The 23,599-nt window shown below is 61.7% G+C and carries 21 protein-coding genes; 12 read left to right on the top strand and 9 right to left on the bottom strand.

The annotated features are described in order from the left end of the window. Positions 1-122: 122 nt before the first annotated feature. The 5 genes from IPK79_04760 to IPK79_04740 all read left to right on the top strand — a co-directional run bounded on the left by IPK79_04760 (position 123) and on the right by IPK79_04740 (position 6,289). Positions 123-992 carry a M23 family metallopeptidase gene (locus IPK79_04760; GenBank protein ID MBK8189741.1) on the top strand — a complete coding sequence of 290 codons (870 nt, stop codon included), beginning with the start codon at positions 123-125 and terminating at the stop codon, positions 990-992. Positions 993-1,049: 57 nt separating this feature from the next. Continuing rightward, on the top strand, positions 1,050-1,934 hold the full coding sequence (locus IPK79_04755) for a hypothetical protein (GenBank protein ID MBK8189740.1): 885 nt from the start codon (positions 1,050-1,052) through the stop codon (positions 1,932-1,934). Positions 1,935-1,988: 54 nt separating this feature from the next. Next, entirely contained in the window at positions 1,989-3,890 is a 1,902-nt protein-coding gene (locus IPK79_04750) for an N-6 DNA methylase (GenBank protein ID MBK8189739.1), read from the top strand. Between the two features lie 185 nt (positions 3,891-4,075). Then, the gene (locus IPK79_04745; GenBank protein ID MBK8189738.1) at positions 4,076-5,362 is read left to right on the top strand and encodes a cation:dicarboxylase symporter family transporter; all 1,287 of its coding nucleotides are present in this window, start codon (positions 4,076-4,078) and stop codon (positions 5,360-5,362) included. Between the two features lie 51 nt (positions 5,363-5,413). Beyond that, on the top strand, positions 5,414-6,289 hold the full coding sequence (locus IPK79_04740; protein ID MBK8189737.1) for a bifunctional 5,10-methylenetetrahydrofolate dehydrogenase/5,10-methenyltetrahydrofolate cyclohydrolase: 876 nt from the start codon (positions 5,414-5,416) through the stop codon (positions 6,287-6,289). 81 nt (positions 6,290-6,370) lie between these two features. Here the strand turns inward: IPK79_04740 and IPK79_04735 are convergent, their stop codons facing one another. The 6 genes from IPK79_04735 to IPK79_04710 form a co-directional block, all read right to left on the bottom strand. Further along, positions 6,371-6,583 carry a hypothetical protein gene (locus IPK79_04735; GenBank protein ID MBK8189736.1) on the bottom strand — a complete coding sequence of 71 codons (213 nt, stop codon included), beginning with the start codon at positions 6,581-6,583 and terminating at the stop codon, positions 6,371-6,373. A gap of 478 nt (positions 6,584-7,061) precedes the next feature. Next, a complete protein-coding gene (locus tag IPK79_04730; GenBank protein MBK8189735.1) occupies positions 7,062-7,709 on the bottom strand; it encodes a hypothetical protein in 648 nt (215 codons plus the stop codon). Between the two features lie 171 nt (positions 7,710-7,880). Next, positions 7,881-8,747: a GHKL domain-containing protein gene (locus tag IPK79_04725; protein ID MBK8189734.1), complete on the bottom strand. Its 867-nt coding sequence runs from the start codon at positions 8,745-8,747 to the stop codon at positions 7,881-7,883. Positions 8,748-8,989: 242 nt separating this feature from the next. Then, a complete protein-coding gene (locus IPK79_04720) occupies positions 8,990-9,700 on the bottom strand; it encodes a response regulator transcription factor (GenBank protein ID MBK8189733.1) in 711 nt (236 codons plus the stop codon). A gap of 70 nt (positions 9,701-9,770) precedes the next feature. Next, on the bottom strand, positions 9,771-10,358 hold the full coding sequence (locus IPK79_04715) for a hypothetical protein (protein ID MBK8189732.1): 588 nt from the start codon (positions 10,356-10,358) through the stop codon (positions 9,771-9,773). 89 nt (positions 10,359-10,447) lie between these two features. Continuing rightward, positions 10,448-11,689, bottom strand: a complete 1,242-nt coding sequence (locus tag IPK79_04710) for an NAD(P)/FAD-dependent oxidoreductase (protein MBK8189731.1) — start codon at positions 11,687-11,689, stop codon at positions 10,448-10,450. 132 nt (positions 11,690-11,821) lie between these two features. Between IPK79_04710 and IPK79_04705 the strand changes: the two genes are divergently transcribed. The 3 genes from IPK79_04705 (at position 11,822) to IPK79_04695 (ending at position 15,118) form a co-directional block, all read left to right on the top strand. After that, complete coding sequence (locus IPK79_04705; protein MBK8189730.1) at positions 11,822-12,736, top strand: NAD(P)-dependent oxidoreductase; 915 nt, start codon at positions 11,822-11,824, stop codon at positions 12,734-12,736. Between the two features lie 82 nt (positions 12,737-12,818). Further along, a complete protein-coding gene (locus tag IPK79_04700; GenBank protein ID MBK8189729.1) occupies positions 12,819-14,054 on the top strand; it encodes an aminotransferase class I/II-fold pyridoxal phosphate-dependent enzyme in 1,236 nt (411 codons plus the stop codon). Positions 14,055-14,092: 38 nt separating this feature from the next. Next, the gene (locus IPK79_04695) at positions 14,093-15,118 is read left to right on the top strand and encodes an SDR family NAD(P)-dependent oxidoreductase (GenBank protein MBK8189728.1); all 1,026 of its coding nucleotides are present in this window, start codon (positions 14,093-14,095) and stop codon (positions 15,116-15,118) included. Here the strand turns inward: IPK79_04695 and IPK79_04690 are convergent. Genes IPK79_04690 through IPK79_04680 form a run of 3 tightly spaced genes read right to left on the bottom strand, consistent with a single transcriptional unit; the run spans position 15,107 to position 17,453 of the window. After that, positions 15,107-15,877 (bottom strand): hypothetical protein, encoded by a 771-nt coding sequence (locus IPK79_04690; protein MBK8189727.1) that lies wholly within the window; start codon positions 15,875-15,877, stop codon positions 15,107-15,109. The genes IPK79_04695 and IPK79_04690 overlap by 12 nt on opposite strands. An 8-nt stretch (positions 15,878-15,885) precedes the next feature. Continuing rightward, positions 15,886-16,239: a hypothetical protein gene (locus IPK79_04685; protein ID MBK8189726.1), complete on the bottom strand. Its 354-nt coding sequence runs from the start codon at positions 16,237-16,239 to the stop codon at positions 15,886-15,888. A 50-nt stretch (positions 16,240-16,289) separates the two neighbouring features. After that, positions 16,290-17,453 carry a septal ring lytic transglycosylase RlpA family protein gene (locus IPK79_04680; GenBank protein MBK8189725.1) on the bottom strand — a complete coding sequence of 388 codons (1,164 nt, stop codon included), beginning with the start codon at positions 17,451-17,453 and terminating at the stop codon, positions 16,290-16,292. A 737-nt stretch (positions 17,454-18,190) separates the two neighbouring features. Between IPK79_04680 and ribD the strand changes: the two genes are divergently transcribed. The 4 genes from ribD to secA all read left to right on the top strand — a co-directional run bounded on the left by ribD (position 18,191) and on the right by secA (position 23,594). Next, positions 18,191-19,627 carry a bifunctional diaminohydroxyphosphoribosylaminopyrimidine deaminase/5-amino-6-(5-phosphoribosylamino)uracil reductase RibD gene (gene ribD / locus IPK79_04675; protein MBK8189724.1) on the top strand — a complete coding sequence of 479 codons (1,437 nt, stop codon included), beginning with the start codon at positions 18,191-18,193 and terminating at the stop codon, positions 19,625-19,627. Positions 19,628-19,741: 114 nt separating this feature from the next. Beyond that, positions 19,742-19,996, top strand: a complete 255-nt coding sequence (locus tag IPK79_04670) for a hypothetical protein (protein MBK8189723.1) — start codon at positions 19,742-19,744, stop codon at positions 19,994-19,996. Between the two features lie 135 nt (positions 19,997-20,131). Continuing rightward, positions 20,132-20,404, top strand: a complete 273-nt coding sequence (locus tag IPK79_04665) for a hypothetical protein (GenBank protein MBK8189722.1) — start codon at positions 20,132-20,134, stop codon at positions 20,402-20,404. Positions 20,405-20,525: 121 nt separating this feature from the next. Next, positions 20,526-23,594, top strand: coding sequence for a preprotein translocase subunit SecA (secA, locus tag IPK79_04660; protein MBK8189721.1), 3,069 nt, complete (start codon positions 20,526-20,528; stop codon positions 23,592-23,594). Positions 23,595-23,599 lie beyond the last annotated feature (5 nt).

Genomic DNA, 23,599 nt, shown 5'->3' with positions numbered 1-23,599 from the left:
CGGCCAGGGATCGATGTAACTGAAATTTAAGCTTGGGAGGGCATGAGGTCCCTGTTACACTGCCCGCCATCGAGCCCGGCGCCGCTTGCGCCTTTTGCCTCCCCTATTGTCCAGTTATAGAGATGAGACTTATCAGGATGAGACAGAGCCTGCTTCTTAAGCTCGCCTATGGCCGTTTAGCTTCGCGCGGCTGCGCTCAAAGCGCCTTTGCCGTTTGCTTGGCGTTGGTCGCCGCTTTTTCCGCCATGGCCGTTTTCCATCGCGTCAACGCATCGTCCGACGAGGCCTTTTCGCCGATTTCTCCGGGCGTCTCGCTCAGCCTGGCGCTGGATGACCGCGCCCTGTGCGCCAATCCCGCGCTGAGCGCCATCGGTCGCGATCGCCATCAATTGAGCGCCATGGCGGCCTTTATGCTGAAAGGCCCGCAGCCGGTCGTCCAAGCCGCGCCGCTGCTGGAGCCCATTGGCCAGAGTCGCGCCCTGCGTCTGGCGATGGTCGCTCCGCCCGTTATTCAGCTCAAGCCTCTGGCCGCTCTCACCGCAGGTAGCGCCCGGGCCCGCGCCTTTGACGGCAGTCGCTCGCCCAGCCGCGGATTTTCCGGCTTGATGGGCGGCGCGTCTTCTGCCATGAAAACCCCGCTGGCCGCCTTTGAAATCTCTTCGCGCTACGGCTGGCGTGGACGTCATTTCCATAATGGCGTCGATCTCACTGCCCCGATTGGCTCTCCTGTGATGGCCGCCGCCGCTGGCCGCGTCATCAGTGCCGGAATGGAATCCCAGTACGGCAATCTGGTGGAAATTCTGCACGCCAACGGCCTTAAAACCCGCTACGCCCACCTCAAGGCCATGACGGTCCGCCCCGGGCAGATTGTCGCGCAAGGTCAGCGCATTGGCTGGGTGGGCATGACAGGCCGCTCAACCGGGCCGCATCTGCACTTTGAAGTGACGCTGGCCGGAAACTCTCAAAATCCGGAACGCTTTCTTTGGCGCTAGCGATGGTAAAATAGCGCTATCGTGCGGCGTTAGCGTCAGGTCGGGATACAGATTCGCTTGCTGAAGGTTCTTGCGCTTTTTCTGGATTTACTCAGCGTCTTGTTCGCCCTGTTGGCCCCGGTGGCCATTGTCCACTGGCTATTGAGCATTATCGGCGTCCCTCAGCTCACGGGCTTTATCGACGCCCTACGGGTCGTCTTTGATCCCATGAATGCGCTGATAGATAGTGCGTTAGGCGGTCATGTCCCGCATATCGCCTATCAGGGGCGCGATATTACCGTGACGCAAGGCATACTGGGCTTTATCCTGACGCTCGTGTTCTTCCTGCTCGCGGGGCTGGCCACGGCGACGCGCTCGATGGACAAGAAGCTTGCCGTTGCCCGCGATTTAAGCCGCAGCAAGGCGCGCGCCGAGCAACTGGCGGCGGTTCGAGATGTTCAGGACCGCAAAACCTCCAATGCGACGAGTATTCTGGTGGAAATTCTCTATCCCTTTGAGCAGACGGCTGAAGGCGCCGCGCGGTTTCAGGGATTCTCCGAATACGGCGGGCGTCTGGTCTCGAGCCGACCGGAAGCCTGGGTTCTGATGTTCAACTCGCCGGATGACGCCCTGCAATTCGTTGTCAGCGCGGCTAAATCGCTTCGCCAGTATTATGCGACCCTACGCCCCATGGACCCGCAACCGCCGTTTCGCATTGCCCTGCACGCCACCGAGCCTTCGGATACCGCCACGCGCGAAGGCGTCGGCTACCTGCACCTGATTCTGCGCTACGCCGCCGACCATCAGGTGGTGTTCTCGCAGGAGCTGCGGGATTTGATGGCGATTCGCCCGCCCAAGACCGACTATGATATCCAGAGCATTGGCATGTTTGACTTGGGCCAGGCCGCGCATCAGGAGATCTTCCGCCTGTTTTACCAGCCGCGCCAGCATCACGCCCAGTAGCTGGGTCCTGATGCGCTTGCGATTGCGTCCGCTCCTCCCTGCCTGTGTCGATTGATGCCGCTTCTTCGCTCTCTTAACGCGCCTGCAAGCGCCTCATCAGAGCTGCCCTTCGCTCTGAACGAGCCCTTAAGCGGCGCGTTGGCCCTGCTGAGCCCTGGCCTGAATCCGGCGCGCGCGCGCCAGCGCCTGATCTGGGCGTTTCTGGCTCTGATGACCGATCCCATCGATCCGCTGCGCCAGCGCCAACGGCTGTTTCCGCTCACAGAAGACGAGACGCCGCTCGCGCCTGAACCTGATCGCTTATGGGAGCAACTGCGCTGGATTTGCCAGTTGTTTGCGCTTGGCCCCGCCCATCTTGGCGCGCTTTATGAGCGCCTGCTGCATCTGGACGCCTCTGGCCGACGCAAAGGCGGCGGATGCTTCTATACGCCCGACGCGCTGGCCCGCGCCATGGCGGACTTTGTGATGACGGCCCTCGCCCGCCAAAACCGCCGCCTGTCGACCGGCCTCGCCTTGCTCGATCCGGCCATGGGAGGCGGGGCTTTTCTGCGCGCCTGCGCTGATGTCTGGCTGTCGGACAGCGCGGCGCCAAACGCCGCCATCTGGAAATCGCTGCACGGCGCGGATTTAGACGCGGGCGCCCTCGAAGCGGCCCGCCTGTCGCTATGGGCCCAGGCTGGATGCCCGAGCGCCACGCCGCCGCTGCGCTTTATGGGAGAACAACTTCAGGTGGCAGACGCCTTGCTGGAGCCCATCGCGCGGCAATTTGACGGGATTATCGGCAATCCGCCCTATCTGGGCGTCAAGCAGGCGCTGGATGCCGGGAAACGCGCCGCCTACGAAGCCGCCTTTCAAACCGCGCGCGGTCAGTATGACCTTTACGGGCTATTTATCGAACGCAGTCTGGCCTTGCTCAAACCCGGCGGGATTCTGGCCTTTTTGCTGCCCAAACCCCTCTTGGTGAACGAGCATCAGCAAGCGGTGCGCCGTCTATTGCTTGAAAACCGTCTGCTGGCGGCCTGGGATATTGGAAAAGACGCCTTTTCGCCGCAAGCGGCCGTGGAAACCGTTGCCTTGTTCGTAGAACGCGCCGGTCTCACGCCTCAAAATCCTGAAAAGCCTTTTATTGCCTGCCGATGGGACCGCCGCGCCGCCGAAGCCAAACCGGCAGCCGAAATTTTTCAGTCGGACATGAATCGCTTCGAGGAACGCGCCCTTAACTTGTGGCTGACGCCGCCGCGCGTGTGCTTTCTCGACGCCATGGCGGCGCATAGCTGTCCGCTGGCCTCTCTTTTGGCCGAAGACGGCGCGCGCCATCAAGGTCGCGGCATTGAGGCGGGTAAAAACCGTTGCGCCAAAAGTCGGCGCAGCGAGGCGGATCGCCCGGTGCTTAGCGGGCAAGACGTAAGCGCTTTTCAACTGCCGCTAACGCCGCGTCATTTCATTCGCCCCGATGCGCTGGACGCTAAAACCCTCAAACCCATGGCATTGTATCAGACCCCGCGCCTGTTAATCCGTCGGGTGGCGGACACGCCGATTGCCGCGCTCGATGAATCCGTCGGCTGGCTGACGCTCAACACGCTGTATAACTTCCATCTGCGCGACAACGCCCTTTTACCCGCCATCTGCGCCCTGATTAATTCCCCGCCGGCGCGCGCGTGGTTTCGACTTCGCTATTACTTTAGCGAAGCGCTTTTCCCGTATTTGCGTCAACAGCAGATTCTGGCGATTCCCATTCCGTCCGCCGATCGCCTGACGCTCGCCATGCCAGACCGCGACAACGATAGCAAGCCTTCGCGGGGCAATGTGTTACAGGAATTAACATTTATTTATCGCCAGTTCTGCGAGCAGCGCCCGGATTCTGGCGCGCGGGCGCTGCTCCATGAGCGACTTCTGGCGGTTTCATGCCTTGCTTATGGCGTCCAAGCTTCGCCGGACTGGCTTGAGACGGCATAAGGCCCCTGTTCAGCGGGTCAACTTTCGGGTATGTTTTGACTTATCGCCAGTGGAGATACATTCCCGTTTCGCCGCCCGTTTTCGGGACGAAGCCGGACGAACCCGCAAGGACCCGTGATTTGAGCATCCGCGCCCTTTTTGCATTCCGCAGGCTGTCTTCCTCAGGAGGGGCTCGCCGTTGGCGCATGCCCTCGCTGAGCGCGCAAGTGTTGATTGCCGCCATTGCCGGCGTTGCCCTTGGAGCGCTGGCGCCGGGAGTCGCTTCCCAGCTTCAGCCCTTGTCGACGCTGTTTCTGCATCTGATTAAGATGCTGATCGCCCCGCTGCTGTTCGCCACGCTGACGGTGGGCATTGCGGGCATGGGCGACCATAAGCGTCTGGGCCGCGTGGGCGTCAAGACGCTGCTGTATTTTGAAATCGCTACGACGCTGGCGCTGGTCATTGGTCTGGGCGTCGCCAACCTGTTTCAGCCGGGTAGCGGCATGCATCTGACTCCCAGCGCGGCCGCCACGGCGCAACTGGCCGCCATCGGCGCCAATGCGGCGACCCAGCACTCCCATGGGCTGATGGAGACGCTCGTTTCGCTGGCTCCCACCAGCGTGGTGCAGGCCATGGCGGAAGGCAATGTCCTGCAAATCGTGGTCTTCTCGGTTTTCTTCGGCCTGGCGCTGGCCGCAGCGGGCGAAAAGGGCCGTCCCGTGATGCGGGTGCTGGAAAGTCTCAACGACGTGATGTTCAAATTCGTCGGCTATGTGATGGTCTTTGCGCCTCTGGGCGTCTTTGGCGCGCTGGCAGCGACGATTGGTTCTCACGGTCTGGGGATTCTGGCGGTATACGCCAAATTGGTCGGCTCCCTTTACTTTGCGCTCATTGTGTTTGTCGTACTCGTGCTGGGCTCTGCCTGCGCGGCGGCGCGCGTGCCGCTGATGAAAATGGCGCAGGCCGTGCGCGAGCCGTTCTTCATCGCCTTTACCACGGCCAGCAGCGAGGCCGCTTTGCCCAAGGCCATGGAGACAATGGAGCGCTTCGGCGCGCCCAAGGGCATTGTCAGTTTCGTGATGCCGACCGGCTATTCGTTTAATCTCGACGGCAGTACGCTGTATCTGTCGCTGGCGGCCCTGTTTGTGGCGCAGATGGCCGGCATCGAGCTGTCGATTCAGCAGCAGGTGATGATGATGCTGATGCTCATGCTCACCAGCAAAGGCGTGGCTGCCGTGCCGCGCGCCTCGTTGGTTGTGCTGGCGGGCGCCCTGGTCAGTTTCGGCTTGCCGGTCGAGGGCATCGCCGTCATTCTGGGCGTGGATCATCTGATGGATATGGCCCGCACCTCGGTTAATCTGCTGGGCAATTGCGTCGCCACCACCGTGATTGCGCGTTGGGAAGGCGTTCTGGATGACGTCAAGATGCATGCCTTCAAGGGCGGCAAAAGCGTCCCCGCGCCGGAATCCCGCTTGCAGCCCCGTATTGCCTGATTCTGTCAGCGTGACTGTATCAGCCGGTTTTTGTAGGAAGGAGGCTCTCTGATGCCTGCTGTGTCTGAAGGCGCGCGCCTTCTGGATGGAAAGAGCGCCTCGCGCGCATTGCTGAGTCAGGTGTCGCGGGCCGTCGCCGAATTGACCGCCTCAGGCGCGCCGCCGCCTAAACTGGCCGTGGTGCTGGCGGGAGACGATCCGGCAAGTCAGGTCTACACGGCCCGCAAGACCAAAATCGCGATCGAGACCGGCTTGCTGTCTGAGCGGCTGACCTTTCCCGCAGACGTCAGCGAAAGCGTTCTGCTGGGCGAAATTGAGCGTTTGAACGCCAATCCGACGGTCCATGGCGTGCTGATTCAGTTGCCATTGCCCGCGCATCTGTCGACGGCCCGGATTCTGGCCGCCGTGGATCCGGCCAAAGACGTCGACGGCTTTCATCCGCTGAATCTGGGGCGCCTGCTGGCGGGCGACCTGCCCCCCGCCTTGCCCTGCACGCCCAGCGGGATGATGACCCTGCTGAACAGCTATGACATCCCTCTGGCGGGACGGCACGCGGTGATTGTCGGGCGCTCGACGATTGTGGGAAAACCCATGGCGCTGCTCTTGCTGCACGCCAACGCGACGGTGACGCTGTGCCATAGCAAAACCCGCGACTTGCCCGCTGTCTGCCGTCAGGCGGATATTCTGGTGGCGGCGGTAGGCTCTGCGGGCCTGATTACGGCGGATTACGTCCAGCCCGGCGCCGTCGTGCTGGATGTCGGCATTAACCGCAGCGCAGACGGGCGTCTGACGGGCGATGCGGACTTTGAGTCGGCTTGCCGCAACGCGGGCTGGATAACGCCGGTCCCCGGCGGCGTGGGGCCCATGACCATTGCGGCGCTGATGGCCAATACGCTGGCCCTGTATCGCGCCTCGCGCTCTTCTTAAGCTTATTCTTAGACCTCATAGCCGTCAGGCAAGAGCCGCCGCGCGGCGGCGTTGGCTGAAAGCTTTACGCGCAGCGCGCTACTAGTTGGCGAACGCCGAAATGGCGGCGTACTGCTCAGCATTGTCCTGCTGAGAGGCGAAGCCCCCTGCGCCGGGGCTCCAGTAGGACAGGCCCACTTGGGCCAGACAGAACAGAATCAGCAAGGTGATCGCAGACGGCAGGACAATATCCGCGATCAGCGACTTTTTGCCGGTATCGGCGACGGACTCAGCAGGCAGCGGATGGGATTTCATGGAGGCGTCCCTCGCGTAATTGCGCCAAAACACCCGTGGGGTCCGGCTTAAACTGACTGGACACTGGACGTTGCCCGCGCGAGGCGGGCGCCTTCAGGCGTCGATCTCTTCTCAGCTTCTGGACATGACTCTCGACCTGTTGTCGGATACGGTTTCGGACAGGATGTCAGGTTTCTGTAACCGCCTCGTCTTCTCGAGTGAGCGCGCGCCAGAATGGGGCATTGCGCATGCGCGCGAATCACGCCGGAGTGGGGAGCGGTGGACACAGCCTATGCGAACGGGAATTGAATACCAATCGTCAATCAGAATGGGGCCGCGATGAGAGGCGTCACGATTTCACCTCAGGTCGTGAGAAGATCCTGTTCACATCGCGCGATCTCAATTACATGGTGTATTGTAGGGCTTTTTCTAACAGAATGTAACCCTTTTGCATTCAAGATGTTACATTTTTTAGCGACCCGTGTATAATGAAGGGTTTTCAATTTTCGCGCGACATGCCGGGGACAATCATGGCAACGGCCGCAGGCCCGCGCTCGATCATCTGATAGTACTCTTCCAGGCTGCGATCGGGCATCGGCGAGCGCAAGAAGGGATTGGTCTCGTAGACCGACGGCAGCGCGGGGCTGCGGGTTGGCTGAGTCAAGGCGTTGGGCTTATTTGGCGGCGCGAATAACGCATCGAGCCCCTTGTAAGCGCCCAGCGCGCCGGCGATCATCGAGGCGGCGCCCAGCCACCAGCCAACAGGCCCTTTGATATTGCGCGCCAAACCGCCTGCCGCCAAACCAATGAGCAACGAGCCGGCGTTCATGAGCAGTTCCTTGCCGCCAGACCAGAGCGCGCCCCAGGGGCCGTCTTCGTAAGCCCCTCGCACGGTATCGCGAACCGTGTTCCAGGCGGCGATTGCGCCGAGCCCCAGAGCGGTGATCATCATCGGGCCCTTGAGGGACTTTCGCATGCCCTCTCCCAGCGAGCCAAAAAGCTTGGAAAACCAGTGCATGGAGCCGCCCTTGCGAAAAACGTCATTGGCGTAAACGGCGCGAAGCGCGTGCCCTTCCCGGCCAAACGTCTTTTCCACGCGCTTTTGAAAACTGGCGTTAAAGCCTGTCCGGTTAACGGTCGTTGACACGGTGAATCTCCCCTCGCTGTGGCGCAAAGCCTCTGCGGCCTCGCCCCAATAGAATCACGCTCTCTTGCTAAACTCAGTGACGCCCGCATCTCCCCTTGGCGCGGGACACTGATATTAAAACCGCTGCGCCGCTTTTTGTGCTAAGCAATCCTGAAAAACCCGAGAATCGCGCTAGCTGGCTTTCCTCAGCGTAAAATGAAACGTTGATCCTTGATTGGCAACGCTTTCCACCCAGATATCGCCGCCGTGGTACGAAATAATATGCTTGACGATGGACAGGCCGAGCCCTGTGCCGCCCATATCCCGCGATCGCGCCTTGTCCACGCGATAGAAGCGCTCAAATAGACGCGGAATGTGCTTGGGCTCAATGCCGATGCCGGTGTCTGACACGCTGATCTGAATCATTCCCTTGGCGTTTTCTTGCGCCGTGAGGGTGATGACGCCTCCTTCGGGCGTGTATTTTATGGCGTTATCCAGCAGATTGGTCAGCACCTGTTCCAGACCGCCGACGTTGGCGAGCGCATCGCCCAGCGGGTCGGCGACCTTGAGGCGAAACGTCAGACGCTTGCCCTGGGTGTTGCTCTCGGCCAGCGAATAAACGCGCTGGATCATGGCATTCAGCGCCGTGGGCGTCAGTTCGGGCTGAAAATCGGGCGATTCGAGCTTGGACAGATCCAGGAGATCCGTCACCAGTTGCGAGAGGCGTTGCGAGTGTCGAAAAATGACGTTGACGAAGTCCCAGGCGAGATCTTTTTCGTCTAACGCGCCTTCCAGCAGGGTTTCGGCGTAGCCATGGATGGCGCTGAGAGGCGTGCGCAGCTCGTGCGAGACGTTCGCGACAAAGTCGCGGCGCATGCGCTCAGTGCGGCGGATCGCCGTTTCATCGCTGAGCAGAATGACGCAGCCCTGAATGCGATCGCCCGATCGCAGCGGGGCCAGATGGGCTTCAAAATACTGGCGCATACCCGATCGCCCCAACTTGAGCGCCAGATGCCGCGACTTCCCGGATTCCAGCGTCTGAAGAGCAGCGTCTGCCAAAGCTCGTCGCTGGGGATGACCTCGCAACAGGGCTTGCCCAGCGCCTTCTCATCGAGCCCCAGAGACTTCTGAATCGCCGCGTTCAGCAGCAGGGCGTTTCCCGCCTCGTCGCACACCAGCACGCCGTCTTTCATCTCTTGCAGGACGCTGAGCAGCGCGCCGGGATCATGAAACAGGCGGCGAATCTGACCGGAAGACTCCAGCATGGGCAGCGACATGAGCGGGATTCCTGTCTTAAAGCGCTATGGGGCGGCGTGAGGAGACGCGGCGCTGGACGTGGTGGTCAGGCGATAGCCCACCCCGCGAACGGTTTCTACGGCGTCGCGCGCTGCGCCGAGTTTACTGCGCAAGCGTTTGACGTGCGCATCGACGGTGCGATCGAGCACCTCGACGGCTTCTTCTTGCCAGACGCTTTGCAGAATCTGTTCGCGCGTCTTCACGACGTTGGGATATTGCGCCAGCACAAGCAGAATCTGGAATTCGAGCGACGTCAGCGGGGCCTCAACGCCATCGACCGTGACGCGATACTCGCCGGGATAAATCGCCATCGGGCCAAACAGAAGGGTTTCTGGGGTCGTGGGGCGCGTTCGACCGAGCATCGCGCGCACGCGCCAGAGCAGCTCCTTGGGGCTGAAAGGCTTGACGACGTAATCTTCGGCCCCGGCCTCAAAGCCGGAAATCCGGTCAATCTCCGATGAGCGGGCCGTCAGCATGATAATCGGCGTGCGGGCCAGCGCCTCATGGGACTTGATCTCGCGGCAGACATCGATGCCGGAGCGATCCGGCAGCATCAGGTCCAGAATAATCAGGTCGGGGCGTTTGTCCCAGGCCAGTTCCAGCGCAATCTTGCCATTGAGCGCATAGACCACGTCGTAGCCTTCTTTTTGAAGGTTATAGCGCAGCAGATTGACGAGATCGGGCTCATCTTCCACGATCAGAATGGTGGGCTTCATCGGCGGGCGCTCCTGGCATCAACGCGGAGAGAGAGGGCAAGCCGCGTTCGGCGCTGATTATAGCCGAGGCTTACGCTTGCGCATAGAGGCCGCCGGCGTTGGTAAAGCGCGGCTGCGCCATGGCGCCGACGCCAAAGGCGGGGGCTCTCATAGGAGACATCATCGGCGGAGACGTCATGGGGGCCAGTAAATGCACCGTGGAGAAGACCGGCGCGCTGACCGGCGGTTTTTCAGAGGGCGGAGTCGCCGGGGGCTGAGCGTCGAGACGGCCATTGGGACCCCAGACGGCGCGCGGGGCAATCAGGCGGCTGATGTATTCGGATCCCGCAAACGCCGGCAGCGTCATCATCATACGGAGAATGGCTTCGTGGGAGGGTTTCGTGAGAAAGGCGACCGCTTTCTGGCTCAATCCTCGGATGGGAGGCTGCTTGGAAACGGCGCTATAAATCAACTGGATGCCGAGCATCGCGGCAAAAGCCAGACCTGCCTGCGATCCTTCACGCCTCAACGTGTCTTGCTTCACCTTAGACGGGGCGTATTTGTCGTCGTTAATCCGAAACATTGGCCCGACCAAGCGCGGAGCCAAGCCCAGGAATGCGTAGGCAACGTCATGCTGAAGGGTCTTGGCGGTGAGCAGTTTGGAAACGGGCGTCGGCAAGCGAGGGGGTCTTTCACGGAAATGTCTGACACGACGTATCGTATGGCAGAAGTTTGACAAACAGATGACGTTTTGAAGAGGAGAAAGTCTTATGACAACATGGCTTGTCCCGCCGTCCAGCCCGCGCTCCAACAGGCCTGAAAGTTGAATCCGCCCGTCAGGCCATCAATATCCAGAATTTCGCCCGCAAAATGCAGACCGGGGCGCAGGCGGCTTTCCATGCGGGTGAAATTCACTTCGGATAGCGCCACGCCGCCGCAACTGACGAACTCTTCTTTAGAAGGGCTTCGCCCCCCAATAGGCAGCGTGAGGCGTTTCATCCGCTCGGCCAGTCGTCGCAGCGCGGCGGTGGGGATCTGATCGGCGCGCGCCTCAGCGGCGATCTCGACATGGCTGAGCAACGCCCGCCAGAAGCGTCTGGGAAGCGTTCCCCAAATGGCGTTGGCCGCCTGACGGCCGCCCGCTTCTGCGCGAAACAGCGCGAGCAGCTCGCTGGTCAGGGCGTCTTGCGAGCGCGACGGCGCGAGATCCAGTCGCAAGGTTGCCTGATACTGGGCGTCCGCCAGCGCGCGCGCGCCCCAGGCCGACAAACGGTAAGCCAACGGCCCTGAGACGCCGTGATGGGTGATGAGCAAGTCTCCTTCGGCTTGGGCGACGCGCTTGTCACGAATCAGCAGCGAGCCGCCGACGCCTTGCAGCGTCACGCCCGCCAGATCGGCAATCAGCGGGCTTTGTGCGCGAAACGGAAACAGCGAGGGAACCGGCGCAATCACCCGATGCCCCAACCCCTGAGCCAGCCGCCAGCCGCTGGGACTGTAGCCGGTCGCCAGAGCGATGGCCTGGGCGCGCAGGGTCGACGCGTCGTTCAGCGCGATTAAAAATCCGCCGTCGGGCTCGACGTTTAGACTGTCGATGCGGGCGTTGACGCGCAGGGAAACGCCGCGCGCGCGGGCTTGCGCCAGAAACAGCGCGATCACGTCCTGGGCGCTGTCGCTTTGAGGGAAGACGCGGCCGTCGGCCTCGGTTTTCAGTGGCAGGCCGCGCGCTTCGAACCACGCCATGGCCTCAGCTGGCGAAAACCGGCTGAATAGCGACAATAAGGCCTTTGAACCGCGCGGATAGCGGGTGATGAGGTCTTGCGCATCGAAGCAGGCGTGCGTCAGGTTGCAACGCCCGCCGCCCGACAGACCCACTTTTTGCAAAGGACGCCCGCCCGCCTCGAGTATCGCAAGTCGGGCTTGGGGTCGGCGCTCGGCCAGCGTGAGGGCCGTAAAGAACCCGGCCGCCCCGCCGCCGATAATCACGGCGTCTACGCGTTCAATGGCTGTCATGGCCGTATTCTCCGACAAGCGCGCCGTCTGCGAAATGGCTTGCAGGCGCCTGTCTGCGTGCTACAGTCGGAGAAGCGCGTCACAGACGCTTATATAGGCTGGCCGCAATTGACGCAAATCGAGCATGCCAACATGACCGACATTCTCTCCAAACCGCTGGGATTTATCGGACTGGGCGCGATGGGAGAGCCCATGGCGCTGAATCTGTTGCGCGCAGGCGCGGCGCTGACGGTGTGGAACCGATCGGCGCCCGCGCGCGATCGCCTCGCGCAGGCTGGCGCGCGCGTGGCTGGCAGCGTCGATGAGGCGTTTGCCGCGTGCGAGACGCTGATCTTAATGCTGGCGAACGCCGATGCGATTGACGCGGTCCTTCAGCGCGGCGAGCCCGCCTTTGGCGCGCGGGTCGCCGGGCGCACGGTCATTAACATGGGAACGACCATGCCGGCGTACTCCAAGGCGCTCGAAGCCCAAATTCTGTCTGTGGGCGGGCGCTATGTCGAAGCGCCGGTATCGGGATCGCGTCAACCCGCGCAGGCGGGCCAACTGGTGGCCATGGCGGCGGGCGAGGCGCAAACGATTGAGGCCGTGCGCGATATCTTCCAGCCGCTCTGTCGAGACGTCGTCGACTGCGGCGCCGTCCCCAACGCGCTGCTGATGAAACTGGCGGTGAATCTCTTCCTGATCGCCACTGTGACCGGACTGGCCGAGTCGGTTCATTTTGCGCAGCATCAGGGGCTGGATCTGGGAAAACTGGCGGCGATTCTCAACGCGGGGCAAATGGCGAGCGACGTATCGCGGGTCAAACTGGCCAAATTGCTGGCGGGCGATTTCAGTAAGCAGGCCGGGATTGCAGACGTGCTGGAGAATAATCGCCTGATCGCCTGCGCGGCGCAAGAAGCGGGCGTCGCCGCGCCGTTGCTCGACGCGTGTCACGCCCTGTACCGCGAAACCTGCGAGCAGGGTCTCGGCGAGTCCGACATGATCACGGTGATTCTCGCTCTGCAAGCGCGCACGCAGGGACTGATGGGGAATCGCGCCTCCCCCTGACATCCTCCCGAAGTCGGGCGCTTTTATGCGATAATGGGGCGGTTTTCTGTAGCCGCCTTGCGGTTTTTCTGGAGTTGTCTTCATGTCTGTCACGGATTCCCCGGCGTCTTCTCCCTGCGGCCAGCCCGCGCGCGCCAGCCAGACGCCCCTTTCTCCGCGTCTGGCGCAAATGCCGACCTACGTCTTCGCGCTGCTCGACGATCTCAAGGATCAGGCGCGCGCGCGCGGCGCGGATCTCATCGATCTGGGCATGGGTAATCCTGATCAGCCTACCCCCGCGCCTATTATTGAGGTGATGCGCGAGGCCCTGCTGAACCCGGAGAATCATCGCTATCCACACTTTAAGGGCAAGCCCGCCTTCCGTCAGGCGGCGGTTGACTGGATGGCGCGCCGCTATGACGCGCGCGGACTGAATCCCGATACGGACATCCAGCCATTGATCGGCTCAAAAGAAGGGCTGGCGCACCTGAGCTTCGCCTATGCCGACGCGGACGCCTGTAACATCGTTCATGCGCCTTATTATCCGGTGCATACGCGCGCCACCTGGCTTGCGGGCGGCCATGTCTATCATCAGGCGATGACCGCCGAAAACCAGTACATGCCCGATCCCAACAGCATCCCGGCGGATGTGGCGGCGCGCGCGCGTCTGTACTTTGTCAGCTACCCCAATAATCCCACCGCCGCAACTGCCACGCGCGCGTATTATGAGCGCCTGGTGGACTATTGCCGTGCGCATCGTCTCACGCTGGTCAGCGATCTGGCCTATAGCGAGATTGCTTACGACGGTTACCGGCCGCCCAGCGTGCTGAGCATTCCGGGCGCGAAAGACGTGGCCGTGGAGTTTCACTCGTTCTCCAAAAGCTTTAACATGGCGGGCTGGCGCATCGGCTTTGCGGCCGGCAATCCCGATGTGATTAAAGCCCTGTATAACGTCAAGACCAATCTCGATTACGGCGTCGCCTCCGCCATTCAGGACGGCGCCATTGAAGCGATGACGCACGGAGAGGCGTATCTGCCGGCCATTGTCTCGACCTATCAGCGCCGCCGCGACATGATGGTCGAGGGATTCCGCGCCCTGGGCTGGACGATTGAGCCGCCCAAAGCCACGATGTACCTGTGGTTTCCCATTCCCGACGCGTTCAGCGATTCGATGGCCTGGGTGCGCCATCTGATTGAAACCGCAGACGTGGTGGTCACGCCCGGCGTGGCGTTTGGCGAGGCGGGCGATCGGTTTTTCCGCGTGTCGCTGGTCTCGCCCGAGGAGACCTTGCAACGCGCGCTGGCGCGTCTGCGCGAGAAAGGCGTGTCGTATGGCTAACGCCGACGCCTGTCGATTATAAAAGGGAGATTCCGCGAATGCCGACCCCTGATTTTTCTGGAAAAACCTTTCTCGTCACCGGGGCCGCCGGATTTATCGGCTCGCACCTGACAGCGCAGTTGCTGGCGCGCGGCGCGCAGGTCGTGGGCGTCGACGACTTTAACCCGTACTACGACCCGGCTATTAAAGAAGCCAATGTCGCCCCCTTCGCGCATCACGACGGTTTTGAGCTGTATCGCTGCGATATTCGGGACTTACAGGCGCTGACCGCTGTCTTTCACCGTCGCGGAGGCGATATGGTCAGCGGCGGCATTGTTCATCTGGCGGCGCGCGCGGGCGTGCGGCCTTCGCTCAAAGAGCCGCGCCTGTATCTGGAAACCAACGTCACAGGCACGTTGAATCTGCTGGAACTGGCGCGCGCGCACGAGATTGGCAAGTTTGTCTTCGCCTCTTCCAGCTCAGTCTATGGCGACAGCCCAGACACAGCCCCCTTCAACGAAACCCAGGACGTGTCGCGCCCGATTTCGCCGTATGCGGCCACCAAGGCCATGGGCGAGGCGTTGTTGCATACGTACAGCCATCTGTACGGGATTCAGGCCGTCGCGCTGCGTTTCTTTACGGTCTACGGCCCCGGTCAACGCCCGGATCTCGCCATTCACAAGTTTACGCGCCTGATCGATCAGGGGCTGTCCATTCCTGTCTTCGGCGACGGCAGTACGCGGCGCGATTATACCTATATCGACGATATTATTCAGGGCGTAGTGGCGGCGATCGCCTACGAGCAAACGCCGTTTGAGATTTTCAATCTGGGTGAATCCCAGACGACGACGCTCACCGCGCTGATTGAACGTATCGAGGACGCTCTCGGCAAGCGCGCGGTGCGTGATCCGCAACCGGCGCAGCCCGGCGACGTCTCGGTGACCTTCGCCAATATCGATAAGGCGCGCCGTGTCCTGGGCTATCAGCCTCAGACGCCGGTCAGCGAGGGGATTCCGCGTTTTGTTGACTGGTATCGCGCCTATTACGCGGGCCATCGCCAGCCGGCGGTCGTGTTAGCGCGATAACAATCCCAATCGTAGCAGGCCTTCTTCCAGCGTGCGGTTCAGCCGCTCGCGTCGCGCGCGTGGATCGGTTATTTCAGGCAATCTCGCCGCCAGACGCGCCTCTTCGCCAGCGGCGGCAGATTCCAGCCAGAGGGCCAGCGCGGCGTTCATCGGCGTGGACGGCGATTCGCGGTTCAAGAAAACCGCAGGCGTCGCGAGTCCTGCGTAAGGCGTCAGCGACGGCGGCGGCGCGTCGGGCGTCATCACGATCAGAGGAACCGCAGGCGGCTCGATTGCCTGCCCTGTGGAGCCGATGACAGTGGGCGCAACGGCCGGATGAAAGCCATCGAAGACCAGCGCGCCATATTCGGCGAGCAGGCGCGGCAGTCCGTAGGCCAGGGCCCGCATCGCGCCGGGCGATAACGTCGGGCGCAGGGCGCCCAGTGAGAGCAAATCCAGATTGTCGCCGCAATCTATCAAGGCGTCGCGAAAGCGCCAGTCGAGCTGTTCGCGTTGCTCATGATGCGCCGCGCCCGTGGCGGTGAGAAAGTGGGTAAAGGCATCCGCCCCCCCAAACAGACGCTCCAGCTCTGAGGGTGATGATGCAGGCGCGTGGCGCGCCGTTAAGCCGTGATTGGCGCTCAGATCGACCAGCAGCGTCGGCGCGCGGGCGGCCAGAATCGGCCCCAGGGCCGCCGCGATTTCTGTTTTACCGCTGGCGGGCGGACCGACCAGCCAGAGGGTCAGGCGCGATAAGCGATAACGCGAAGACGACGGCACCGGCAGGCTTACCGGGCGGGGGTGGATGTCGACAGCGCCGTTTCCAGCGCCTTTTCAAGGGCGGCGATTTTCAGCTCCAGCGTTCTCACGGCATCGGAAGCCGTTTCTGCCGTCACTTCGGCGCGTTCGCGCTTGCGCTCGTCTTGCAGCCGCTTGCGGTTTAAGCCTCGCTGACGGGCCTGCATCAGCGCCAGAACGGCCAATGCGGCCAGCGCGCTCATCGACAGGGCGCTGGTCAGCGCTTCGGGCGTCAGAAACGGAAACAGTCGGCTCGCCAGCACGGCCCAGCCGCCGACGCAGCCTAAGGCCAAGCCTGTCCATAACAGGCCAGCAGAAAGAGAAAATGCCCTGAAAGCTGCCATTCAAATGCGCCTCGCAAGTGAGGGTGCGACGCGATTCATCTTATCTCAAATCAGAGATTGGCGGCGGCTTTTTCCATCGGCGTCAGCTCATCCATCCACAGCGTGAGCGGATCGCCAACGTGAGATGCCGGGTCGGGTTGCGAAGAAGACGTGGGCGGCGCGGCCTGCTGGGGAGCCAGCGGCTGAAGCTCCAACCCCTTGGGCGGTTTGGCGTTCAGATCGCGCGCCGGAATATCCTCGACCGCAGGCGTGACAATGACTTCTTCTTCTGGAGACGGCGCGATAACCGGCTGCGCCGCTGCTGCGGGAACCGAGGCCTGTGCCAGTTGGGCGACAGCGCGCGCGTCTACTTCCAGTTGCGGTTGAATAGCGGGCGCCGGGGAAACTTTCAGCGCAAGAGGCGCTGCCGTCTTCACCGATGTGCGGGCGACGGAGGCCGATCCCGCGTTCTGGGTCGCCGCGCGCCAGACGGACGCCGACAACTTGCCGACAGATTCAATCGATACCGGGGCGACGCCCGATCCCAGCATGCCCAGCGCAACGGCCGCGCCGCGGGAGACGTCCAGAATCCGCCCTGCAATGAAGGGGCCGCGATCGGAGACGCGTACCACAACGCTTTTGCCCGTTCGAGTGTTGCGCACGCGCACCAGCGTACCAAAGGGCAGCGATCGATGGGCGGCGGTCAGTTGATTCATATCAAAGCGCGTGCCGTCTGCGCAGCGCCGGCCATGGAAGCCGGGCCCGTACCACGACGCCATGCCAGACCCCAAGCGGGCGCCGCCGGACGCCGAAAATTTATCCAGCGACACGGCTTTGCTCGTCGCCACCGGCGTGCGGGTCTCTTCGCGCGTGATCAGGCTTCTCGAAGCAATCGGCATGCCGTGGCTAATGGCGGGCGCGCCCAGCGCCTGGCGAATCTGATTGGCCCAGATGAGCGCCAACTGACGCTCGTCGGCCTGACGCGCCAGTTTGGCGCTTTGCGCGTCCAACTCAGCCAGATCGGCTTTACCTGCGCGCAGCACAGGGGTTTTGCCGGATAATCCCGGCGTGATCGCCCGCGCGTCGCCTTGCGCCGAGAGGTGCGCGTATAAGCCATCGGCCATGCGTTTGGCGCGCATCAGAGCCGAGGCGCCCTTGAACGCGGAGCGAAAGCGCGCGACTTCGCGGTCATTGATATAGACGCCCGCTTCTGTCGGCGCATTTTTAACGGCCATGGCCCGCACGCGGAACACTTTTTGGCCATCCTGACAATAATATTCGGAAGCCAGATTGCTGCTGCGAGGGGGTTTTGCGGGCGCATCCGCAGCGGCGATCAGCGTCTGATCCAGTGGTTGCGCGGAAGTGGTCATGAAAAAGCTAAATGCAAGGCCGATAAAACCGCTCAGGGCAAGGCCTTTTGAAATGCCAGAATGCGTCATAAATCTCCTAATGCTCAGCCAAGCTGAGATAAACTGAGATGGACGGGATTTTAGCGACAAGGCGCTAATCGGGGCTCTACCTGAAGACTGGCGACCACTCTACTATGAATTTTTAAAAAATCACAATGGCCTACCTAGAGGATCTTGCCTCTGAGGGGGTCATATCGCCTCTCAATTGAACGTCTATTGATGGCTGATTTCCATGAAAAATCCGCGCGGGCAGCTAATTTTTATAAAAGCAACGATCTGAAAATCCGGGCCGGAAATTTAATTGTAAAGATTTCAAAACGCCATCCGCCCCGCGTCTCCGCCTCCTCTGGCAGGAGGAGACGGGAACGCTTGCCCTGTGCTGAATATAAACCGATGGCGTGTCGCAAACGTTTTCCCTGAGGCGATTTTTATATGAGACGCCTCATAGTGTCGCCCGAAAAAGATCGAATCAGACGCATCGCGGGCGGCCCGTCGCGAGCGTTTGGCGAAGGCGGGCGGGGAGGGCGCGCGCCAATCGTAAAATTCGCTTTATAATAGTGGCCATGGAAGACCTTCGCAGCGACGACGTTCGCAGCCTTGAAGCGTATTATATGGCCCGGTGCCTGACACTGGCGGCGCGCGCCACGCGGCGCGTGAGCCCCAATCCGCGCGTGGGCTGCGTCGTGCTGGACGCTCAGGGACGCAAGGTTTCTGAAGGCTATCACAGCGAGGCGGGCGGCCCGCATGCCGAAGTCGTCGCGCTGGATCGCGCCGGCGATCGCGCGCGCGGCGGCACGCTGTTTGTGAATCTTGAGCCGTGTGCGCATCATGGCAGAACGCCGCCGTGCGTCGATCGCATCATTGAATCCGGCGTCGAGCGCGTGGTGTGCGGCACCCTCGATCCCAATCCGCTGGTGGCCGGGCGTGGGCGCGATTGCCTGCAGAACGCTCGCATTTCGGTGCGTTACGGTTTTTTAGAAGACCGCTGCCAGGCGCTTAACGAGGCCTTTTTCCAGTATATTCGCACGCAACGGCCGTTTGTGACCATTAAACTGGCCATGACCGTCGACGGGCGCATCGCCGATCGCGTCTCGCGGCCCGCGCGCTTTACCAGCCCCTCGTCTCAGCAGTATGTCCATTATCTGCGAAATGAACATGACGCGATTCTCTCGACCGCCGAAACCCTTCTGGCGGATAATCCGCGCCTGACCGTCCGCGACTGGCCGATGCCTGGGCTGGCGCAACCATGGCGCGCTATTCTTGATCGCCGGGGGCGGCTGACGCCAGACGCCTTTCATGTTTTTGACGCCGAAGCGGACGATGCGCCGCCGCGCGCGATGGTTTTCACCCGCCCGGAAGCTGCCAGTGGTCCCTATGGCGAGCGGATGCGCGCCCATGGCGTGGATGTCATCGCGGTGGCGGATGAAGGAACGGGTCTTGATCTGCGCGAAGTTTTCGCCCGTCTGGGTGAGCGCGCCGTCACCAGCGTCATGACCGAAGCCGGGGGGCGTCTGGCCGGTCGCCTGCTGACGCGGCGGCTGGCCCATAAACTGGTGTTGTTCTATGCGCCCCAAGCCTTGGCGGATCCCTACGCTCCGAGCGCGTTTGCCGCGACCGAGCGGATTCTGTCGCTGGGCGACGCGCCGTTGACGGTCACGCGCGCGCGCCGTCTGGAGGGCGACTGGGTGGTGGAGGCGTTGGCCCAAGGCGCGCCGCGCGGGGTGAATATCGTACGTTCCTATGGCCCGACGCCGCTGGGCGCGTCGCCGCCCTCCATTGCGTTTGCCCCCATGACGTCCGCCGCTCCGCCGGACTCGGATGCGCAAGCGCCTTTTGCAAAAGCATCTTCTGAAATATCTTCTGAGACGACCGCCGAAACCGCCGACGGCGCCCCCTCTCCTGACTTCGCTTCTGACTCGTCTTCTGAGTCCCCGCAGGACCCGCATGCTGAGCGGGAAGCGCCTGTTCCGCAAGACGCCCTGGCGACGGCCATTCCTTAGTAATTTTTAATAAACGGGCGATAAGGCGAACAAAACCATCCGCAATGGGTTTTATGCGGATAGATAGGTTTTGGTGGGACGCTTTGACAGGCCAATGTTGGGGGAATGGTTTCCATGGGAAACGCTTCAGGAGTTTGCAATGCGTTTTTAAACAGCGCGACGCCTTACGCCAGCGCGCCTCCGTCGTCTGCTTCAGGCCGTGATCCGGGCGGCGACTTTGTGAATCAATTTTATGGAACGCCCTTTGGGGCGCGCGTGTCGCCCAAGCATGACGCCTGTATGCGCTATTGCATAGACGTTACACCGCTCGGTTCAGACGTGGCCCCGCAGGACTATGGGTTAACGGATCCGGCTTCGCAGTGCCGGTAAATTTTCAGGCGCCGGCGCGCCAGTCGGCAATCGTTAGGTAGAACGCCAGAGTGGGGAGGTTCGAAAATACCAATGAACAGGATTAGTATCGGCATGTCGCTTAACCAGCCATTCGTGAACGCGAGAGGCTTCAACATGACCTTGCAGGATGTCGAATCCATGTACGGCAATCCCATGGCGGTGATGAATGGATTCTCGCTGTTTAACCAGCAATTTGGCAATCAGGGCATCGAATGGCTGGTGGGCCAGGTGATTCCCGATCCTTCGATGGGCGGCGGCAGCCCGTATGGCTGGGGCGGCCAGCAGTTTGCCTATAACGGCGGCGGCTGGGGCGGCTCGCAATTCGGCTACGGCGGCGGCGGCGGTTGGGACGGCCCGCCGCAATGGAACTGGGGGATGAACTGGTAAGGGCGCCGCGCGCGCGGCGCGTCAGGAAGCCCGCTGCGTAAATCGTCGGCGTCTGACCGCGCGGCCTGTCTGTGCTAGAATGCCAGCGTCGTTGTCTGGCAAGAAATGAGCGCTGCAGGTCATGTTCGGCTCTTTTAACCTGATTCACAAGATTCTGGGCGACCCGAACGCGCGCAAGGTGCGCAAACTCGACCCGACGGTGGATATGATCAACCGTTTCGAGCCGGAGCTGGAAGCGCTGAGCGATGATGAGCTGCGGGCCAAAACCGCCTGGTTTCGCGAAGAACTCGCCAACCGACCGCGCGATCCCGATCCGGGACGCGATTTCAAGCTGGAGCAGGAAGCCCTCGAATGGCTCCTGCCGGAAGCCTTTGCGGTGGTCCGCGAAGCCGGACGTCGCACGCTGGGGATGCGTCACTACGACGTGCAACTCGTCGGCGGGATGATTCTGCACAAGGGCGGCATCGCCGAAATGCGCACCGGCGAAGGCAAGACGCTGGTCGCTACGCTGCCGGTGTATCTCAACGCCTTGACCGGACGCGGCGTGCATGTGGTGACGGTCAACGACTATCTGGCCAAGCGCGACGCCGAGTGGATGGGCGCCATCTACCAGTTTCTGGGGCTTTCGGTGGGCGTGGTCCTGTCCGAGCAGCGCGGTTTTGACAGCTTCGCCCAGAAAAAAGCCGCTTATGCGGCGGATATTACGTATGGCACCAATAACGAGTTTGGGTTTGATTATTTGCGCGACAACATGGCCGGATCGCTGGCGCAAATGGCCCAGCGGCCGTATTACTACGCCATTATCGACGAAGTGGACAGCATCCTGATTGACGAGGCGCGCACGCCGCTGATTATCAGCGGTCGCGTGGAGCAATCGGCGGAAACATATCAGAGTATGGCGCGTCTGGCCCCGCTGCTGCAGAAAGACGCCGATTACACCGTCGATGAGAAGGCCCGAAACGTCATTCTGACCGAAGACGGCATTGATCGCGCCCAAGACCTGCTGAAAGTCGACGATCTGTTTGACCCGCGCAGCAATCTGGCCCATCACCTGCTGCAGGCGCTCAAGGCCAAAGAATTGTTTCGTCGCGATATCGATTATCTGGTGCGCGACGGCGAAGTCGTCATTGTCGACGAGTTTCGCGGTCGTACGATGGAAGGCCGTCGCTGGAGCGATGGCTTGCATCAGGCGGTGGAAGCCAAGGAAGGGGTCCGTATCCAGGACGAGACCCAGACGCTGGCCAGCATTACGTTTCAGAATCTGTTCCGGCTGTATCCAAAGTTGGGCGGCATGACCGGGACCGCGCTGACCGAAGAAGCCGAATTCGGCAAGATTTATAATCTGGAAGTCACCGCCATTCCCACCAACCGGCCCGACGTGCGCCAGGACGGGGGCGATGTCATCTACAAGACCGAGCAGGTTAAGTTCTTTAAGGCGGTTGAAGAGCTGGTGGAGAGCCATCGCGCCGGACGCCCGGTGCTGGTGGGCACCACGTCGATCGAAAATTCCGAGCGCATCTCCGCGCTGTTGAGCACCCCTGCGGAAATGACGCGGCATCTGCGCGAAAAAGCCCAGCGACTGGCCAAAGCCATCGAAGGCGATAAGGATCTCTCTGCGCGCTGGGCCCCGCTGCTTAAAAACCCCGAAGCTGTCGACGCGCAGACGTTGTTACAAGCTGCCGAGCAAGACGGCGTTTCCGGCGACTTCGCCGATTTTATGCAAGGCCTTGCGCGCACGCGCGACACGTTGCAGGCGATCCGCGACGGTATTGCCCATCATGTTCTTAACGCCAAGCGTCACGAGCAGGAGGCCATGATCGTCGCGCAGGCCGGTCGCGAAGGCGCCGTCACGATTGCGACCAACATGGCCGGGCGCGGCACCGATATTCTACTGGGCGGCAACGCCGAGTATCTGGCCAAAGACCGCTTTCTGCAAGCCGGTCGCGACTGGCGCGACGCCTCGCCGCAGGAATTTGAAGCCGCTCTGGCGCAGATGCGCGTCATCACCGAGGCCGAAAAAGAACGCGTGGTGGCGGCTGGCGGGCTGCATATCATCGGGACTGAGCGCCACGAATCACGCCGCATCGATAACCAGTTGCGCGGACGCGCGGCGCGCCAGGGAGATCCGGGCTCGACGCGCTTTTACCTGTCGCTGGAAGACTCGCTTATGCGGATTTTCGGCGGGCACAAGGTCTCAGGGCTGATGGATTTTCTGAATGTCGATGAGACCATGCCCATTACCGCGCCGATGGTCAGCCGCGTCATCGAAAGCGCCCAGCGCAAGGTCGAAGCCTATCACTTTGAAATGCGCAAAAACGTCCTCAAGTACGACGACGTTATGACCGAACAGCGCAAGCTGATTTACGGTCAGCGGCGCCAGGTACTCGAAGGCCGGCGTTTACGCGAAAGCGTCACGCACATGCTGAGTCAGGAGATTGAGCGCCTGACCTCGGCCAGCATCGCGCCCGATATCGATCCGGCGGATCGCGACCCCGAGATGATCGCTGACTTCCTGATGCATCTGCACGGGCTGATTCCGCAGCTGGCGACGCTGACGGCCGCGGATCTCGAAGACAAGCCGTATGGCGCGCTGTTAGAGCGTGTCCAGGAAGAAGCCCTGCGCGTTTATGAAGCCCTCGAAGCCCAGATTAGCCAGGTTGCCGCTGAGCTGGACGCCCAGCACGGCATTCAATTGCTGGGGCTGCACGATGACGCCGCCGAAGCCGACGCCCTGAGTCTCGTCAATGGCGCTTCCCCTGAGGCGGGCGCGCGCGCCGATACGTCTCCTCCTGAGGATCAGGATAGCGCCGAAGAGGCGCATTACCGACACCCCTTACGCCGCATCGAGCGCGATATCCTGCTCTCGGTGATTGACGCCAAGTGGATCGATTATCTGCACAGTCTGGACGCCTTGCGCGACGGCATCGGTCTGCGGGCTTACGGCCAGAAGGATCCGCTTCTGGAGTACAAACGCGAAGCCTTCGAGATGTTTCAGGCGATGACCTACGATATTCAGCGTGAGAGCGTCGCCTTGTTGTTCCGCGCCAACATTGAGATTCAGGTGGATCGTCACCTCGACGACGCCGGGGACGACGATGCGTTTGTCGACACGGCGCTCACCGACGCCCTGCTCTCAACGGCTCCCGGTCCAGACGCGGGCGGCGGCGTTACCCGGCCGCCTCTGGCGTAAGCGCA

The organism is Vampirovibrionales bacterium (assembly GCA_016712355.1).
Taxonomy (GTDB): Bacteria; Cyanobacteriota; Vampirovibrionia; order Vampirovibrionales; family Vampirovibrionaceae; genus JADJRF01.
The sequence above is the reverse complement of the archived record's forward strand: the minus strand, read 5'-3'. Positions and strand labels throughout refer to the sequence as shown.

What these genes read in the sequence shown, in the direction of transcription:
- IPK79_04760 (MBK8189741.1), top strand. Translation starts at nt 123, where the DNA reads ATGAGACTTATCAGGATGAGACAGAGCCTGCTTCTTAAGCTCGCCTAT.
- IPK79_04750 (MBK8189739.1), top strand. Translation starts at nt 1,989, where the DNA reads ATGCCGCTTCTTCGCTCTCTTAACGCGCCTGCAAGCGCCTCATCAGAG.
- IPK79_04745 (MBK8189738.1), top strand. Translation starts at nt 4,076, where the DNA reads ATGCCCTCGCTGAGCGCGCAAGTGTTGATTGCCGCCATTGCCGGCGTT.
- IPK79_04740 (MBK8189737.1), top strand. Translation starts at nt 5,414, where the DNA reads ATGCCTGCTGTGTCTGAAGGCGCGCGCCTTCTGGATGGAAAGAGCGCC.
- IPK79_04735 (MBK8189736.1), bottom strand. Translation starts at nt 6,583, where the DNA reads ATGAAATCCCATCCGCTGCCTGCTGAGTCCGTCGCCGATACCGGCAAA.
- IPK79_04720 (MBK8189733.1), bottom strand. Translation starts at nt 9,700, where the DNA reads ATGAAGCCCACCATTCTGATCGTGGAAGATGAGCCCGATCTCGTCAAT.
- IPK79_04710 (MBK8189731.1), bottom strand. Translation starts at nt 11,689, where the DNA reads ATGACAGCCATTGAACGCGTAGACGCCGTGATTATCGGCGGCGGGGCG.
- IPK79_04705 (MBK8189730.1), top strand. Translation starts at nt 11,822, where the DNA reads ATGACCGACATTCTCTCCAAACCGCTGGGATTTATCGGACTGGGCGCG.
- IPK79_04700 (MBK8189729.1), top strand. Translation starts at nt 12,819, where the DNA reads ATGTCTGTCACGGATTCCCCGGCGTCTTCTCCCTGCGGCCAGCCCGCG.
- IPK79_04695 (MBK8189728.1), top strand. Translation starts at nt 14,093, where the DNA reads ATGCCGACCCCTGATTTTTCTGGAAAAACCTTTCTCGTCACCGGGGCC.
- IPK79_04685 (MBK8189726.1), bottom strand. Translation starts at nt 16,239, where the DNA reads ATGGCAGCTTTCAGGGCATTTTCTCTTTCTGCTGGCCTGTTATGGACA.
- IPK79_04680 (MBK8189725.1), bottom strand. Translation starts at nt 17,453, where the DNA reads ATGGCCGTTAAAAATGCGCCGACAGAAGCGGGCGTCTATATCAATGAC.
- ribD (MBK8189724.1), top strand. Translation starts at nt 18,191, where the DNA reads ATGGAAGACCTTCGCAGCGACGACGTTCGCAGCCTTGAAGCGTATTAT.
- IPK79_04670 (MBK8189723.1), top strand. Translation starts at nt 19,742, where the DNA reads ATGGGAAACGCTTCAGGAGTTTGCAATGCGTTTTTAAACAGCGCGACG.
- IPK79_04665 (MBK8189722.1), top strand. Translation starts at nt 20,132, where the DNA reads ATGACCTTGCAGGATGTCGAATCCATGTACGGCAATCCCATGGCGGTG.
- secA (MBK8189721.1), top strand. Translation starts at nt 20,526, where the DNA reads ATGTTCGGCTCTTTTAACCTGATTCACAAGATTCTGGGCGACCCGAAC.